Origin of the sequence: Pseudomonas cucumis (genome assembly GCF_030687935.1) — a bacterium.
Taxonomy (GTDB): domain Bacteria; phylum Pseudomonadota; class Gammaproteobacteria; order Pseudomonadales; family Pseudomonadaceae; genus Aquipseudomonas; species Aquipseudomonas cucumis.
Genome location: NZ_CP117454.1, coordinates 3,887,181 through 3,902,761, shown reverse-complemented (window position 1 = coordinate 3,902,761; position 15,581 = coordinate 3,887,181). Strand labels below are relative to the sequence as shown.

The 15,581-nt window shown below is 56.0% G+C and carries 14 protein-coding genes; 9 read left to right on the top strand and 5 right to left on the bottom strand.

The window, feature by feature from the left end; genetic code table 11:
* Window positions 1–124 precede the first annotated feature (124 nt).
* Window positions 125–820 (bottom strand): hypothetical protein, encoded by a 696-nt coding sequence (locus PSH97_RS17645; RefSeq protein WP_305446033.1) that lies wholly within the window; start codon window positions 818–820, stop codon window positions 125–127.
* Between the two features lie 435 nt (window positions 821–1,255).
* Between PSH97_RS17645 and PSH97_RS17640 the strand changes: the two genes are divergently transcribed.
* Together PSH97_RS17640 and PSH97_RS17635 are read left to right on the top strand one after the other, a co-directional pair.
* Window positions 1,256–1,735 carry a hypothetical protein gene (locus PSH97_RS17640; protein WP_305446032.1) on the top strand — a complete coding sequence of 160 codons (480 nt, stop codon included), beginning with the start codon at window positions 1,256–1,258 and terminating at the stop codon, window positions 1,733–1,735.
* Window positions 1,736–1,984: 249 nt separating this feature from the next.
* Window positions 1,985–3,313, top strand: a complete 1,329-nt coding sequence (locus PSH97_RS17635; RefSeq protein ID WP_305446031.1) for a hypothetical protein — start codon at window positions 1,985–1,987, stop codon at window positions 3,311–3,313.
* Between the two features lie 191 nt (window positions 3,314–3,504).
* Here PSH97_RS17635 and PSH97_RS17630 read toward each other — a convergent pair whose 3' ends face one another.
* Window positions 3,505–4,113, bottom strand: a complete 609-nt coding sequence (locus tag PSH97_RS17630) for a short chain dehydrogenase (protein WP_305446030.1) — start codon at window positions 4,111–4,113, stop codon at window positions 3,505–3,507.
* A 125-nt stretch (window positions 4,114–4,238) separates the two neighbouring features.
* Here PSH97_RS17630 and PSH97_RS17625 point away from each other — a divergent pair, with 125 nt between their 5' ends.
* Entirely contained in the window at window positions 4,239–5,114 is an 876-nt protein-coding gene (locus PSH97_RS17625) for a LysR family transcriptional regulator (RefSeq protein ID WP_305446029.1), read from the top strand.
* Window positions 5,115–5,370: 256 nt separating this feature from the next.
* Here PSH97_RS17625 and PSH97_RS17620 read toward each other — a convergent pair whose 3' ends face one another.
* Window positions 5,371–6,471, bottom strand: a complete 1,101-nt coding sequence (locus PSH97_RS17620; protein WP_305446028.1) for an SH3 domain-containing protein — start codon at window positions 6,469–6,471, stop codon at window positions 5,371–5,373.
* 383 nt (window positions 6,472–6,854) lie between these two features.
* Between PSH97_RS17620 and PSH97_RS17615 the strand changes: the two genes are divergently transcribed.
* Entirely contained in the window at window positions 6,855–7,397 is a 543-nt protein-coding gene (locus PSH97_RS17615; RefSeq protein ID WP_305446027.1) for a DinB family protein, read from the top strand.
* A gap of 226 nt (window positions 7,398–7,623) precedes the next feature.
* Here the strand turns inward: PSH97_RS17615 and PSH97_RS17610 are convergent, their stop codons facing one another.
* A complete protein-coding gene (locus PSH97_RS17610) occupies window positions 7,624–9,213 on the bottom strand; it encodes a winged helix-turn-helix domain-containing protein (RefSeq protein ID WP_305449824.1) in 1,590 nt (529 codons plus the stop codon).
* A gap of 241 nt (window positions 9,214–9,454) precedes the next feature.
* Between PSH97_RS17610 and PSH97_RS17605 the strand changes: the two genes are divergently transcribed.
* The 4 genes from PSH97_RS17605 (at window position 9,455) to PSH97_RS17590 (ending at window position 13,452) form a co-directional block, all read left to right on the top strand.
* Complete coding sequence (locus tag PSH97_RS17605; RefSeq protein WP_305446026.1) at window positions 9,455–10,207, top strand: SDR family oxidoreductase; 753 nt, start codon at window positions 9,455–9,457, stop codon at window positions 10,205–10,207.
* A gap of 43 nt (window positions 10,208–10,250) precedes the next feature.
* On the top strand, window positions 10,251–10,664 hold the full coding sequence (locus PSH97_RS17600) for a cupin domain-containing protein (RefSeq protein WP_305446025.1): 414 nt from the start codon (window positions 10,251–10,253) through the stop codon (window positions 10,662–10,664).
* A gap of 98 nt (window positions 10,665–10,762) precedes the next feature.
* Entirely contained in the window at window positions 10,763–11,860 is a 1,098-nt protein-coding gene (locus tag PSH97_RS17595; protein ID WP_305446024.1) for an HlyD family secretion protein, read from the top strand.
* Window positions 11,857–13,452, top strand: coding sequence for a DHA2 family efflux MFS transporter permease subunit (locus tag PSH97_RS17590; protein ID WP_305446023.1), 1,596 nt, complete (start codon window positions 11,857–11,859; stop codon window positions 13,450–13,452). The genes PSH97_RS17595 and PSH97_RS17590 overlap by 4 nt, the downstream gene beginning before the upstream one ends.
* A 56-nt stretch (window positions 13,453–13,508) precedes the next feature.
* On the opposite strand, the gene PSH97_RS17585 is transcribed toward PSH97_RS17590, so the two are convergent.
* A complete protein-coding gene (locus tag PSH97_RS17585; RefSeq protein ID WP_305446022.1) occupies window positions 13,509–14,519 on the bottom strand; it encodes an aldo/keto reductase in 1,011 nt (336 codons plus the stop codon).
* Between the two features lie 92 nt (window positions 14,520–14,611).
* Here PSH97_RS17585 and PSH97_RS17580 point away from each other — a divergent pair, with 92 nt between their 5' ends.
* Window positions 14,612–15,514: a LysR family transcriptional regulator gene (locus tag PSH97_RS17580; protein WP_305446021.1), complete on the top strand. Its 903-nt coding sequence runs from the start codon at window positions 14,612–14,614 to the stop codon at window positions 15,512–15,514.
* Window positions 15,515–15,581: the final 67 nt, after the last annotated feature.

The following is a 15,581-nucleotide window of genomic DNA, read 5'->3' as shown; positions in this document are numbered from 1 at the left end:
GCTTTGGGTTGTTTACAGCCCTTTGCGACAGGCAAAAAACGGCCAAAAGTAGTCGCTCAAAATGCCGGCAGATACGTGTACGATTCACCGAACCGGATACACTTGAGCGACCCTGGTAGGATTGTCATGGCTGGGCGGGCTTCAGATGCAGCTCTGAAGGAGGCGGTTTAGGACTCGGTGACGGACCAGGAACTGGCCTCGGCCCAGGGCGATTGACAGAGTTCCCTGCCTCAAGTGCAGGTATACAAATAAAAGATTTTTCTAAATTAAACATTTGCTCACCTCTATTTACTTGCAGGTAGTCCTTCAAGAGTCCGTTGCTATAGTAGTAAACTAAAGAATCTATTATGAGAAATGCAAATGCTGCGAGTACAGCATTGTTACCCCTATTCAGCCGGACAGCTTTCTTATCATTGGCATCGATATTAGCGCTTCCAATGTCAGCATATGAATTCATCAGGTGATCTTTAAATTCTTCTTCAGCCGAGTTGAAAGCTCCTTTTTCGCTGGTGTACTTCAGTGCCAGCTCTTTCCAGTACAACATCCATTCTGTTGGTCGATCGATGTCTTGCAAGACAGGCACTCTGTACGACTGAACCAGCCAGAAGCTCGCTATCAATAACATTACTATCGATGCAGCGGCGAAAAACCAAAAGGCAACATCTACAGAAATGATCGATCGCTTGTAATTCATAACAATGAACCCCGCGACTCCCCCCAGCGTGGTCAGGCAGGTAATTATTGCGCTAGCCCGCTGGGCTAGTGAGTCCTTACGGCGAAACTCTTTCTCATGGATCTCGCGATAGAAGTCCAGGTTCATTTTCAGCTCCGAAATTGCTTGCAGTTATTAGCGAACCCCACCGCAAAATCCCCTTAGGTATAGCTCTCTTACACACTATCGCCACCATACTGAATTAATTCTCTAAAGTAATACCCTCTGAAAGAATGCCTTACGAGGTATGACTGTCATACCCAGAGAAAATCAAGCTATATAAGCTGTGGCAGTTATTCTGAAAGATTATAAACGGCAACCTTTTTCATCTCCCAGTTTCGAGTGTCCGCAATGGGTTGTGGATTCAACCGGTCGCGACGGGCAGCAATCGGCCAAAAAAGCTGCCGGTTGGACCGAGCAATGGCGGATGAGCAGCTACGCTTAATCTGCCCCCTGAATCGTTTGAAAAAATGGGCTCTCCGCCCATGTTTTATAAACCCTGCTGGGGTCTATTTAGAGTTTGCCCCCTCAAGTGGAGAACATATGGACGTCACCACAATCACTGCCGCATATCAGAGCCTCAAGAGCGTTAAGGATCTCCTTGCTGCTGTCTTCGAAGCAAAGGTCGATGCAGAAGCCAAGCCAAAGATTCTCGAGGCCCAAGCACAGCTTGGGGAGGTCCAGGACACTCTGTTTGCACTCCGCGAGCAACTCTTCCAGTTGCAGGAGGAGCGGAATCAACTCAAGTCGGAGTTGGCAGCCTCGGAAGCTTGGCTGTCTAAGCTCAATCAGTACGAGCTCTCCCAAGCATCCGGTGGAGGCATCGTATATCGCTATAAAGGGGAGCCCATTCACTTTGCCTGCCCCAGCTGTATAAATAAGCAGCAGATCCATATCCTTCAAGACAATCGAACCATCAGCGGCAAATACCGATGCACAGGCTGCAATAGTGAGTTTCCGATTGAACCGAGGCGGAAAGTTGAACCACTCCCCACTCAGCACCACTGGCCAAGCGAAGGCTAGCCTGGCAGCTTTACCGTGCACACGCAGCTAGAGGCTGATGACCGTCATCGACCAAGTCAGCGAAGTGGGAGGCGGACTACATGATTCTCAGATTTTTTCTTCAATCTCTGCTTCGGATCGTTTGCTACCCGTCGCGACCGGCAATAGTCGGCAAAAAACTGATATCTACCCAAAGCGCTCCCCCCTAGCGGAAGTCTATAGGCAGAGTGGGTGAGAGCCAGATATTTTCTATCCAAGGTAGTTTTCTGTATGTCTAAAAAAAAATCAAAACCGAAATACGATCCTTTCAAAGCATTGCATCCTCAATCTATTAATAGAGACCTAGAGGATTTGGCTAAAAGGCTTTTTGAACTATCCACCAAAGGCTCAAAACCTATATGGGATGAGCTTAAAGCCGGAAACATGAAAGAAGACCTTGACTTGAAAAGAAGGTTTCTTGCCTCGTCGCACGCTCGAATGAATGAAGCTCAGAAAACAATTGTCGAAATTATCCAATCCAATCAGACCCTGACTAACTCACAAACAATTTTGATTCAAGGGATCGCCGACAGCATGGCGTGGCAACTGATAGGAAACCAGCTTTGCTATGCTCGCCGCTTTTACAAAGGGCACAAGCCAGTAAACCTAAAGCAATCAAATTTCGATTCGGTTGTATTAGCTGCCAATCAAACAACTAGTAAAGATCCTGGCAGCTTTGCGTTGATTTCCGACTTGACTTCATTTGTTCAAGTTGGAGATTTGCTTACCATGGGTTCACTTGGTGGATTAACCATTGGCGAAGTGAAAGAGGGCCGAAAAAATCATGAAATCTTAGACTTCATGAATTTTTTCACACAAAGCGGCTGTCCTCGGGCGTTCCAATATTTCGCTCAGGAACATGGAGATTCCGGAATCAAACAGCTGCAACGGATGTTCCGGCAAGCGGAAAGAATGGGGCATGTGACGGAAGTCATGTCGAAAGGCCGCTCTCTCGACCCAGATACAAATCAAAAAATAAGTATTCCTGAGGAGTTTATATACATCCAAAATTGGGATAGTGAGTTGAATTCAATTCTAGAGGACTCAGACTCCAAGGGTTGGGCTCTAAATGTGATCGACGACTGCCTGTTTATAGCTTCATACTCCAAAGACGCCATGCAAGGTCATGGTCACGGAATGTTCAATATGTGGTTTGACCAATTTGAGGGCACAGCTAACTGTCCGCGAGCTCGACTAATAGATTCTATGAGTCACCCTTTAGCTATCCCGATTTTTAATCTGAATATCTCAGATGAGCATAAGTTTGATATTCTTTTTGGCAGAAAAAATGTTTGCATTGGCCTCAATATAAGCGCCTTGCTTAAAAAGCTTCGAAAAGTAGGACTCAAGGTGCGCGAAGCAACTAACAAGGAGGCTAGCACGATGGACCAGCAGGGATTTCCTCCATATAGGCACAATGGCAAAGCTATATTCATTGGCAATGAACAGCGAGAAATGCTGCTCATGGACGGTATATTTTTGAGGGTACTATTCCACAGTCAACGCCCAGTTGAAACGATCCAAGCCATACTGAATAGTTCACCAGAACTAGCTCCATGAACTGTCCAGAATTTCATATTCGAATGGCTACTTCTGGCCGTTTTCTGCCCATCGCGAGAGGCAGAAAACGACCTATAGGGTCACTAATATCTTCGTTAACAGTCGCTTCAGGCGCAGATGGTCAATGTCCTGTTGTTCTGTTATCGGTCGCGGTAGTTGGGGCATACGCAGAGTGCGGCGAGCCCTCTAATTCAATGTCCAACCCGATATACGCGACCGCTCTGCACGCCTTCAACGCTGCGTCGATAGGCCATTGCTACACGCGTCGCCGGCACGCTTTCGTAGCCAGGAAAGTACGGACCAAACCGGTCCATCGATTCCGTCAGCACTGTCGGACTAACTGCGTTGATGCGGATGCCTCGTGACAGATCGCACGCAGCAGCACGCACGAACCCTTCAATCCCAGCGTTCGACGCTGCGGCATTGGAGCCCTGCGCAATCGGATCATCGACAGCGATGCCTGAGGTCAGCGTGATCGACCCGCCGTCGTTCAGGTAATGCTGGCCAACCAGCGCGACGCGCACCTGACTTAGCAGCTTGTCCTGCAAGCCTTTGTTGAAGTCGGCCGCCGTCATCTTTTCGATTGGAGCGAGGATTACATTGCCTGCGGTAGCAATGATGGCGTCGATTTGTCCGATCTTCTTGAACAACGCACCCACGCTGTCATCACTGGCGATGTCAACCTGATAGTCACCTTGGGTGCGACCGACGCGGATGATTTCGTGTTTGCCGCCACGCGCAAGTTCATCTGCCACGGAACGACCTACATCACCACCGGCGCCAATTATCACAATCTTCATAGAGCACTCCTTTTCGAATTCAGGTTGGAACGCCGCTATTGTGTATCGAACCATTAAGGTGATAAATGTGCTCTAAATTCAAACTCTACGAACCTATAGTTAGCAATATGGACAAACTGCGAGCCATGGAAACCTTCGTTGCCGTCGTGGAGGGTGGCAACTTCACCGAGGCGGCGCAGAGACTTGAAATGTCGTCGGTAATGGTTGGAAAGTATGTGCGCGAACTGGAAGGACGCCTCGGTGCGCGCTTGCTTGAGCGCACCACACGACGCCAGAGCCTGACTGATGCTGGTCGCGTTTTTTACGAAGACGCCAAGCGTGCGCTTGAACACGTACGTATGGCCGAAACCTCGATCGAACGGTTGCGCGCTTCGCCATCCGGCACGTTGCGCATTAGCGCTCCAATCACCTTTGGCTCGTGTGTCATCGCTCCTCTGGCTGCGACTTTCCAGCAGCTATATCCGCTCGTGCGCATTGAACTGGAATTGAGCAATCGCGTCGTTGACCTCATTGACGAGGGTTTTGATCTGGCTATCCGCATTGGTGATCTGGGCGATGCCGACCTGATAGCAAGGCCGCTGACCATGTATCGCATGGTGATCTGTGCGTCACCGGACTACCTCGCCCGACATGGCCGCCCAGAGACACCACAGGACCTGAGCGCGCATCACTGCCTTTCTCACACAGTGTGGAACACCCGCAACGGCTGGAAACTCAGAGGCTGGGATGGGGTGCAGCTGCCAATGGACCCAGTCTTCACATGCAATGATGGCAACGGATTGCGCATCGCAGCGATCGCCGGTGCGGGATTGTTGCTGCAGCCCGAAGTTCTGGTGGCCCACGATCTGGCAAGCGGGACGTTGGTGCCGGTCCTGCAAGCCTACTTGCCCGAGCCACACCCTATCCATATCGTGCATCGACACGATCGGCGACCGCTGCCAAAACTCACCCATTTTATTGCGCATTTGCTCGCGCATGTGGCGGAGCAGGAGTCGTCCTAGCGCGCTTCCCCGGGTTCTGGCGCCCAGAAAAAGGTGTTGTTGCCGCTTCAGCTGTGAGAGCTCCTTTGGACGACAGCGTAGGCATATGCTTTCTCAGACACGACGGACGCTCGCCTGAACACCGGTCAATCGTGACAGGCAGAAAACGGCCAGGAGCTGCCATTCGTGACGGGCAATTCTCGAGCAAGCGGAGCCATTCACCGAAATACCTCTTGAAGTGTCAAACCTTAAAGCGAAGTTAGCAACTAACTTCGATCTACTTTCTAATTTTCTTCAAAAATTTAGTTGAAATGTAACCGTCTATCAAGAAGCCATCATGCTCATATGATACGTAGAGCCAAGTGCGGTCCTCCTTTCCTAAGACAACCACAGGAGCATATTGAGGTAGGGTCATTATCACCGTTGACTTCATACCCGGCGCCGCCCTAAGTCGAACGTCAGAACGAGTGACAAGACGAATATCTCCTGGCTTGCCGGCGAGATTGGAGTGTATGAAACGCCTTAATTCCGCGATGGATTTTGTTTGCGGCATGCGCGCATTGATATCTACCAAACCCGTTCGCACTGCCTCCCAGTTAGTCAGCACAACCAACGCAGGCGCAATACAAATCATCCACAAGTACAGGATCCAAGTCGGAATTATTGAAAGTACTGGCGTTGCACTGGGGGCGGAGATCGCTCCACCGATGAAGTAGTCCCCAATAGATACCGAGCCTTCGATATCAGCAATAACTTGGTCCGATTTTAACTCGGTTGTAGATATTTCTACGCTCTTGCCAGATCGAGCGACAAGCTCGCTTACCACTACATCGAACGTTAAGCCCCAAGTTAGCGTCTGTTCAGCGATCTGCCTCAACTTACCGTTGTTACCCCAATTCTTGGCCTGCTCAGCGAGCTGCTTTAACTGGGTGCTGCTACCCCAAGCATTGATCTCTTCGGCGAGCTGCTTCAACCGAGGGTCACTACCCCAGGCCTTCGCCTGCTCAGCGAGCTGCTTTAACCGGGTGCTGCTACCCCAAGCATTGATCTCTTCGGCGAGCTGCTTCAACTGAGGGTCACTACCCCAGGCCTTCGCCTGCTCAGCGAGCTGCTTTAACTGGGTGCTGCTACCCCAAGCATTGATCTCTTCGGCGAGCTGCTTCAACTGAGGGTCACTACCCCAGGCCTTCGCCTGCTCAGCAAGCTGCTTCAACTGGGTGTTGCTACCCCAAGCCTTGGCCTGTTCAGCGATCTGTCTCAACTGAGTGTTGTCGCCCCAAGCTTTAGCCTGTTCATCAAGTTGCTTCAACTGATCGCTGCTATTCCGGGCCTCAGTCGAACCTAAAAGGGATAAACGTTCATTTTCCGTATCGTTCATTCCAATGTCTTCTCGCCAGGCGTAGTAAGGGCTTAAGGTATCGTAGATTACCTTTTGCGAGCACGCGTTTTGGGTCGACTGCGGCCTTCGGTTACGGGCAGCTATCGACCGAGGCTGTGTGAAAACGTTTTTCAGCGCGACAGGTACTCAAAACCGGACTGGAAATCGCGCTTTTACGCGAAATCCACATCTGCTGACGTGCCGTTAAATTTCAGATTTAACGTAGACGCGCACACTTCAATTTTGGCGAAGCGTTTTTACACACTCTGGACCCAAAGCAGCCGGTCACGTGTCTACGAAATCAGCGGCGATTCAAAAAACCTGCTCTAGAATGGCCCCCAGATGAGCGTGGATCGCTTGCACTCACTCAAAGGATGAACACGATGGGCCGCACCAACCATATCTGTCTGATGGCGACCTATAATGATTGGATGAACGCAAAGGTTTATGAGGCAGCCAGAAGTCTGACAGATGAAGAGCTTTCAGTGGATAGGAAAGCATTCTTTGGTTCTATTCTCGGGACGTTGAACCATCTGGTGGCCGGGGACACTATCTGGCTAAAGCGATTTGCCAAGCACCCAGCGAATCACTTGGCTCTGGAGCCGATTCGACAGCTCTCTGCCCCCCAAAGCCTCGACCAGTTACTGCTATCAAATATCCGAGAACTTTCGGCACATCGCGTTTGGCTCGATCAGGTAATTGTCGAGTGGTCTCGCTCCATTACAGAGTCGGATTTAGATTACACCCTCAATTACACAAGCATGAAAGGAGCCCCCGCTGACAAGAGCTTTTATGGCTTGGTCATGCATTTCTTCAACCACCAGACTCATCACCGAGGCCAAGTTACTACTTTGCTATCACAAGGTGGTGTCGACGTAGGCGATACTGATCTGGTCGTCCTCATTCCTTCCGAGTCCCGCGCATAATCTAAAAACCAGCACTAGAACGGGATTTTCATCATGCCGGGTCGGTAAACCAGCGTGGCCATCTTAAATGACTACTGTGTCCTGAACGGACGGGAGGGGTGATCAGCTCATTCGTCAGCGACCGCTTTTGGCCGATTACTGCCTGTCGCGAGAGGCAGCTTGGGGAGGTAACAGTCCTTCGCGACTGGCAGGTCTTAGCAACCAACCCCACATCACCGAACCACACTCACTCCGGCAACCCAGCCAGCCGCAACCCATCAGCAAACCGCTTTAAATCCTCAGAACGCTGGATCGGCAACCAATCCTTCAGATTAGAAACACGCAAAGACGGATCCAGCTCGTGCAAACGCTGCATCGCCTGCTTCGCTTTGTCCATGCGTCCGCTGAGCGCATGACTGGCCGCGATCAGGGCAACCGATGCCAGGAGGCAGGGCAGGTTCCTCAGCGCCTTTTCCGCCCAGTCAGAAGCGGGATCGAAGCGCCCGGCGAAGAAGTGTGCGAGCGCCATCCCGACCTGCATCCTGAACATTTCCGGATCCAGCGGACTCAAGCGAACGGCATGGGTCAAATCCTTGATGGCGGCATCTGCTTCGCCGCGCAGTGCGCGCAGGATTCCGCCCAGGAACCAGGCGGGGGCGAGGTTGGGGTTGAGCAGGCGTGCCCTGTCGAGCAGGGCAATGCCGCCATCGACATCGCCGGCGAGGTGGGCAAGTGCATGTCCGCCTCGCGTCAGCGCCACGGCATCATCCCGGCCGAGCTCCACCGCCAAACGCGCAAGTCGTGCGCCCTCGGCGATTTCTTGAGGCCGATCGGTCATCCAGCCATTCAACTTGCGCCAGAAGTGGCACCAGGCTGCCATGCCGTAGGCCGATGCAAACTCCGGATCGAGCTCGATGGCCTTGTAGAACAACGGCAGTGCTTCCTCGATGGCTTCGCGGGTGCCGTTGTGCAGTTTCGCCATTCCGCGCAGGTAATAGTCGTAAGCGTCCAGGCTTTCTGTCGGTTTGCGCTTGGCGCGCTCGATTTCCGCCCGTTCCAGTTGCGGTGCTATGGCGCCGACGACGTTTTCGGCGATTTGATCCTGCAGCTCGAAGATGTCGTGGAGCATTCCTTCGAAGCGCTCCGCCCAGATATGCGTCCCGGTGGTCGCGTCGATCAGCTGCCCGGTGATGCGTATCTTGTTCCCGGACTTGCGCACGCTACCTTCCAGCACGTAGCGCACGCCGAGCGTCTGGCCGACGCCCTGGACGTCCACGTCCCGCCCCTTGTAGGTGAAGCTTGAATTGCGCGCGATGACGAACAGCCAGCGGATACGCGACAGGGCGGCGATGATGTCCTCCACCATGCCGTCGGCGAAATACTCCTGCTCTGGATCGCCGCTCAGGTTCTGGAAGGGCAGGACGGTAATGGAGGGTTTGTCCGGCAGGACGAGCGTGGGCGGAGGCGTTTGCTTCAGGTCCTCGGGCGTGGGTTCTTCGATGTCAGGCTGTCGCGCTTCGCCGATCTCATCCACCTTGATCTCGCCGACGAAGCGGTAGCCCTTACGGGGGACCGTGCGCACCAGGCGCTGCTCCTCGCCGGTATCGCCGATGGCCTTGCGCACCGCATTGATGTGGCTGGTGATGGTCGATTCCGAGACGATCCGACCGCTCCACACGGCGTTGAGCAGGTCGTCCTTGCTGACGACGCGATCGCGGTTGCTGACGAGCTGCAGCAATAGATCGAAGACCTGCGGCCCGACAGCCACCACGTGTCCGCGCAAGGTCAGTTCCCGGCGCTCTTGATCGAGCACGTAGTCTTCAAACACGAATGGCAAGGTGAAGATCCCCTGGTCGAGCGCCCCCGACTCCGTGTCCGAGCTGGCGATGGGTAAGTGGTATCGATAATACGGCAGCGCCCGCGGCAAGGGATACCCGTCGAATAGCTGTTTTTCTGGACGAAAAACCAAGCTTCCTTGAAGGCAAACTCAAGGCCGGTACAAGGACGTCCCTGACGCGCGCTGGCATTCTCAATCTACATCGACGGCAATGGTTGCAGTCGAAAAGTGGAGAGAAACCATGAAGATCGTCGTCATTGGAGGCACCGGCCTCATCGGATCGAAACTTGTGCAGAACCTCCGCGAGCGCGGCCATGACGCGCTCGCAGCCGCCCCCAGCACGGGCGTAAATAGCATCACCCGCGAGGGCCTGGCCCAAGCGATGGATGGCGCCGATATCGTCGTCGACGTGGCGAACGCGCCTTCGTGGGAAGACCAGGCCGTTCTCGATTTCTTCGAAACGTCGAGCCGTAACCTGCTGGCTGCCGAGGCGGCCGCTGGGGTTCGCCATCACGTTGCCCTGTCGATCGTCGGCAGTGAACGGCTGCCCGAGAATGGCTATTTCCGGGCCAAAGTCGCGCAGGAAAACCTGATCAAGGCGTCCGGCATTCCTTACACCATTCTGCGTGCCACACAGTTCTTCGAGTTTGTCGACGGCATTGCGCAGGCGGCCACCGTCGGCGAGGAAGTTTGCGTATCGCCGGCACTGATCCAGCCGATGGCGTCCGACGACGTGGTAGCGGCGCTCACCGAGGTCACGCTGGCAGCGCCGGTCAATGGCACAGTCGAAGTCGCCGGTCCCGAGGCCATGCCGCTCGACGAACTGGTCAGACGCTTCCTGCGGGCCACTCAGGACACGCGCAAGGTCGTGCCGGATGTGCACGCGCGCTACTTCGGTTCGGTGCTCGACGATCAATCGCTGACCCCCGGCAAGAACCCGCGCCTGGGCGCGATCCGCTTCCAGGACTGGCTCGGTCAGTCGACGGCTCGGTGACGGGCCGCGCGCTCACACCACCTACACACCAAGGAGCATTGCCATGGTTACCCGATATCTCTTGGCCGCTGCCTTCGCAGCGCTGTCGATCAGCGCAGCGTCGGCCACCGAACCGCCCGCAGGCAAGGTCTCGGTCGTATTCGACCGTCCCATTCCCAACATCCCCGGCAAGAGCATGAGGGGCGTGCTGGTCGAGTACGGGCCGGGCGCCGCGTCGCCGTCCCACACCCATCCGAAAACGGCCTTCATTTATGCAACGGTCCTGGAGGGCTCGTTTCGCATCAAAGTCAAAGGCGAACCGGAAAAGATCTACAACGTCGGCGAAAACTTCGTAGAGGAGCCGGGCTCCGTGCACGAAGTCAGCGCCAACGCCAGCGACACGAAACCCGCACGCCTGCTGGCCGTGTTTGTCCTCGACAGCAACGAAAAGGAACTCGTTACACCTATTAAGAAGTGAGCCGATCAACGTGCTCATCGACGTTCGACAGCCGGGCGGCAGGTTACTGCCGTCCTGTGGCTGCTGCGGATCCTTGGCATTGAACAGGAAACAAGAACATGAACTCGCTACAGGACAAGGCCGCCATTGCCACCGGCGCAAGCGTCGAGACTCCTGTCGTGGTGGCGCGGCAAAGCAAGAGAAAGATGATCGGCATCCTGCTGTGCATCGGTGCCGTGGTGGTTTTGGCTGGCGGATGGGCCATGGCGTTTTCGAGCGGTTCGACCTCCACCGATAACGCTTATGTGCGCGGCGACCTCACCTCGCTCGCGGCCAAGGTTGCCGGCTATGTCACGGCGGTAGAGGTCGAGGACAACCAGACCGTCCGGGCGGGTGACGTCCTGTTCCGGATTGACGATCGGGACTATCGCGCACGGCTCGCGCAGGCGGTGGCCAATGTCAGCGCAGCCGAGGCGCGCCTGACCCACGTCGATGCCGAAACCCAGCTTCAGCGTGCCCTGATTCGACAGGCCGAAGCCCAGCGACGCTCGGCCTCCGCCGAGATGAATCTGGCGACCAAGACCCATGATCGCAGCCAAAAACTTATCGTCAGCAACGCGGTCAGCCAGGCCCTCGTCGATGAAACCGGCACGGCACGCTCCAGAGCCGAGGCGACGGTCTCGGCGGCGTCGGCAACGGTCGAGGCTCAACAGCAACGCATCACCGTCCTTGTGGCCCAGCGAGAAGCTGCCGTTGCTGCCGTGGCGCAGGCGCAGGCCGCGCGCGATCTGGCCCAGATCGATCTCGACAGCACCGTGGTACACGCGCCTGTTGATGGCGTTATCGGTAACCGTCAGGTCCGCGTCGGCCGGTTCGTTACGCCGGGTGTTTCGTTGCTCGATATCGTGCCGGTCAATGATGTGTGGGTCGTGGCGAACTTCAAGGAAACCCAGCTCGAACATATCCGCCCCGGTCAGCGCGTGCGCATCACGGTCGACGGCTATCCCGACGGGGCACTTGAAGGCGTGGTCGACAGCTTTGCACCGGGTAGTGGGTCGGCGTTCAGCTTGCTGCCCACAGACAACGCGACAGGAAACTTTGTGCGTGTCGTGCAGCGGGTTCCGGTAAAGATCCGGCTTGCCCACAACCCGTTGCCGGGCCGTATCGTCCCAGGCCTGTCCGCGCGTGTCGAGGTTGCGCAAGGGGAGGGCTCATGAACACGGTTGCCAGCGCCACGCGCAGCAACGCCAGCGTTACGACCGGTGTCCTGCTCATGGCGGGCATCGTGCTTGCCACGCTGACGGAAGCGATCGCCAGCACCGTTCTGGCGCTCGGACGCAGCGACATCATCGGCGACACCTATGCAACGCCAGATGAGTTTGCCTGGTTGGATGTCGGCTACATCGCGTTCAAGCTGATCGGGTTCATGACCGCGCCTTGGCTGCTGAAGCGTTTTAATTCGCGTCATGTGATGATCAGCTCAACCCTGGTCATGGGCCTGGCGTGCGGCATTGCCGCCATCACCGCTCGGCTGGATCTGTTGATTGCACTTCGAGTTATTCAGGGCTTCGCTGGCGGCACCCTGCTGGTCGGGGGGCAGGCGATCATCTTTCGCGCTTATCCGCGGTCCCTTCAGCCAATCCTCCAGGCTCTGTTTGCCATGGGTTCCGTTGTCGCGCCCGCGACGCTCGCCCCGGCGTTTCAAGGATGGTTGATCGATAGCCAGTCCTGGACATGGATCTTCTTCAGCGTTGTGCCGATTGCCTTGGTGGCTAGCGGGCTGGTGCTGATCGCAGACGGCCCGATGCCCGCCAAGGTCCGACACCGTCCGTTTGACTGGATCGGCTTCTCGCTGATCTCCGCCACCTTGTTCTGTTTCACCTACGTTCTTAGCCAGGGCAGCCGATGGGACTGGTTCGAGGAGCCTCGCATCTTTTGGCTAACGGTGATTGGCGCAGCCGCTCTGCTGGCATTTCTCGGCCAACAAGTGCTGGCCAAAGGGCAGGGGCTGCTCGATTTCACCCTGTTCAAATCGAGCGATTTTTCCTTCGCCTTTATCGTCAGTTTTGTCGCCGGCGCCGCCTTGTTCGGCAGCGCCTACCTGATTCCGGCGTTCGCTCTATCGGTCCTCGGGTTCACGCCTACCGATGCCGGTCAGCTGCTGTTGCCCAGTGGCGCGTTTTTTGTCGGTGCGCTTCTCATATCGGCCTGGCTCATGCAGGCCCGCCGCGTTGCGCCATTCGCCACCGTGCCCTTTGGAATCCTGATGATCATGGTAGCGATGTGGATGCTGTCCGGTTCGACCAGCGAAAGCGGCGCGGACGACATGATGGCGGCTATCCTGTTGCGCGGGTTGGGGCTTGGCTTCCTGTTTCTATCGATCACGCTGATCGCCTTCAGCCACCTCAACAGCCGAAACCTCGCCAGTGGAATAGGCCTTTTCAATACGGGTCGCCAGTTAGGTGGCCTTATCGGCGTCGCAGGGCTCCAGACCCTGATCGACCATAACGTCGTCAACAATGCCGCGGTCCTCGGCGCCAACGTCACGCCGGGCGGGGCCGCGGTCATCGAACGGATGACGACCACGACAGCCATGCTGAGCGCGAAAGGAATGGATGCAGTGGCCGCTGGCCGAGCAGCGACGAGCCTTCTGGGCCGGTTAGTGACAAGTCAGTCCACGGTAATTGCCTTCGACACAGCGTTCATCGCCGTGGCCCTGCTTTTTGTAATCGCGGCCCCCATTCTGGTTGGCATCAAGATCGGATTCGCGCGATACGAGAAAGTGCGTGCTTCGCGAGCTGTAGCGTGAGACAGCCCACCTGCCAGCGATGGCGATGGAGGAGAGCACTCGGACCACCCAGGGTGTCAGGCCACGGCGCCAGGAACATTTGTTCCCATGCCCGACGGCAGGAACGGTCGGATTTCGTCGATTTCCGCGGCGCTAAGGCGCAACGCCGAGGCTGCTATCAGCCCGTCGACTTGTGCTGGGCGGCGGGCTCCGACAATGGCGCCCGTCACTACCGGTTGGCGAAGTACCCAGGCGATAGCGACCGCCGCAGCACTCACCCCGTGCCTTTCTCCAATGCGTGCCATAACGTCAACCAAAGTCAGATTCGCACTCAAACGGGGCTCCTGGAAATCAGCACTTCGGGCCTTGCGCCAATCGTCTTCGGGCAGTTGCGAGATGCGTTCGCGCGTCATGCTGCCGGACAGTAGCCCCGATTGAAGTGTGGAATAGGCAAGGACCCCCAACCCGGCCTGCTCACAGAATGGCAGGACGTCTTTCTCTATGTCCCGCATCAAGGCGGAATACGGCGGCTGGAGCGAAACGATCTCTGTCACCGCCTGCGCCCGCTTGAGTTGAGCGACATCGAAATTCGATACGCCGATAGCGCGAATTTTTCCTTGATCGCGCGCGGCTGCCAAAGCCGAAAGCGCCATTTCAATACCTTCACTGCTTGCGTCGGCAGGAAAGGCAGGCCAGTGGATCTGATACAGATCGATAGTCTCGACTTGGAGCCTGCGCAAGCTTGCGTCGATCTCGGCGAGCAACGATTGGGGGGCCAGGGAGTGCGAAATCTGCTTCGTGACCGGGTCCCAGACCAGGCTGCCTTTGGTGAACACCAAAGGACGCCGCGAGACCGGCACCCGACGCAGCAATTGCCCCACTAATTGCTCCGCATGGCCCAAGCCATAAACCGCAGCAGTATCAATCCAGTTCACGCCGCGTTCGATGGCATACTCAAGTGCGCCCAGGCTGTCTTTGTCATCCTGCGCTCCCCAACTGTATTCCCAACCTGTGCCAGCGATTGCCCACGTCCCCAGGCCAATAGGCGAAATCAGAAAATCCGATGATCCAAGACGATTCTTTTGCATAACGACCTCTCCACAAATGATGTGAGAAGTATCCGGGAGAGATTTGATGGCGATAAGATGGGTAATCGTATTTGAACTACTGAACGAAATTCATGAGTAATCACCCCGATCTCTCTGAACTCGACGCCTTTGCCGCCGTTGCTCGCCATCGCAGCTTCCGCAAGGCCGCCGACGAGCGTGGCGTTTCGGCTTCCGCGTTGAGTCACGCGATGCGAGCGTTGGAGGCACGCCTGGGCATCAGGCTGCTGAACCGAACCACTCGTAGCGTGACCCCGACCGAGGCCGGCCAACAGCTATTGGCGACGCTGGTCCCGACCCTGCACCAGGTTGCCGACGTATTGGCGCACTTGACCTCGCTACAGGAAGTGCCCGCTGGCAAACTCCGCCTCAACGTGGCGCGCCCGGCGGCTCGTATCGTGTTTGCGAAAGTGCTCGCGCCCTTCGTGGCCAGGTATCCACGTATTCAGTTGGACCTGATCACCGACGATGGATTGACCGATATCGTGAACGGCGGATTTGACGCTGGAGTCCGCTTTGGTGAAAGCCTGGCCGGCGACATGATCGCAGTCCCTGTCGGCGCCCCTCAATCGTTCGTGACCGTTGCTGCGGATGCCTATCTGGCCGAAAAGGGGATCGCGCACGCCCCCCGCGACTTGCTCGAGCATGCGTGCATTGCCAGGCGTTTTCCCAGTGGCAAACTTTACGCCTGGGAGTATCAGGCAGGCGGTCAACCGATACGGTTATCCGTCACAGGCCCGCTCATTCTGGAAGACGATGCGCTGATGATCCAGGCGGCGAAAGATGGCGCTGGGATTGCCTATGTCTACGAGGAGCTGGCGCGCGACGAAATCCGCCACGGGCATCTCAGAGAAATACTCCAGGAATGGAAAGCACCGCCAAGCCGATTCTTTCTTTATTACCCCAGCCGGCGCCATGTGCCACCGGCCTTGAACGCGCTGATCGAATTCATCAGAGCGGGTGACTTGCGAACCTGATTCAGAACCATCGCGACCGGCAGTCTCGATGACTGCTCCGGGGTGAATCCACAGTCGAAAGCAGCCC

Bases quoted from the DNA above. Each gene is read 5' to 3' on its own strand.
- PSH97_RS17645 (WP_305446033.1), bottom strand. From the start codon at position 820: ATGAACCTGGACTTCTATCGCGAGATCCATGAGAAAGAGTTTCGCCGT.
- PSH97_RS17640 (WP_305446032.1), top strand. From the start codon at position 1,256: ATGGACGTCACCACAATCACTGCCGCATATCAGAGCCTCAAGAGCGTT.
- PSH97_RS17635 (WP_305446031.1), top strand. From the start codon at position 1,985: ATGTCTAAAAAAAAATCAAAACCGAAATACGATCCTTTCAAAGCATTG.
- PSH97_RS17630 (WP_305446030.1), bottom strand. From the start codon at position 4,113: ATGAAGATTGTGATAATTGGCGCCGGTGGTGATGTAGGTCGTTCCGTG.
- PSH97_RS17625 (WP_305446029.1), top strand. From the start codon at position 4,239: ATGGAAACCTTCGTTGCCGTCGTGGAGGGTGGCAACTTCACCGAGGCG.
- PSH97_RS17620 (WP_305446028.1), bottom strand. From the start codon at position 6,471: ATGAACGATACGGAAAATGAACGTTTATCCCTTTTAGGTTCGACTGAG.
- PSH97_RS17615 (WP_305446027.1), top strand. From the start codon at position 6,855: ATGGGCCGCACCAACCATATCTGTCTGATGGCGACCTATAATGATTGG.
- PSH97_RS17605 (WP_305446026.1), top strand. From the start codon at position 9,455: ATGAAGATCGTCGTCATTGGAGGCACCGGCCTCATCGGATCGAAACTT.
- PSH97_RS17600 (WP_305446025.1), top strand. From the start codon at position 10,251: ATGGTTACCCGATATCTCTTGGCCGCTGCCTTCGCAGCGCTGTCGATC.
- PSH97_RS17595 (WP_305446024.1), top strand. From the start codon at position 10,763: ATGAACTCGCTACAGGACAAGGCCGCCATTGCCACCGGCGCAAGCGTC.
- PSH97_RS17590 (WP_305446023.1), top strand. From the start codon at position 11,857: ATGAACACGGTTGCCAGCGCCACGCGCAGCAACGCCAGCGTTACGACC.
- PSH97_RS17585 (WP_305446022.1), bottom strand. From the start codon at position 14,519: ATGCAAAAGAATCGTCTTGGATCATCGGATTTTCTGATTTCGCCTATT.
- PSH97_RS17580 (WP_305446021.1), top strand. From the start codon at position 14,612: ATGAGTAATCACCCCGATCTCTCTGAACTCGACGCCTTTGCCGCCGTT.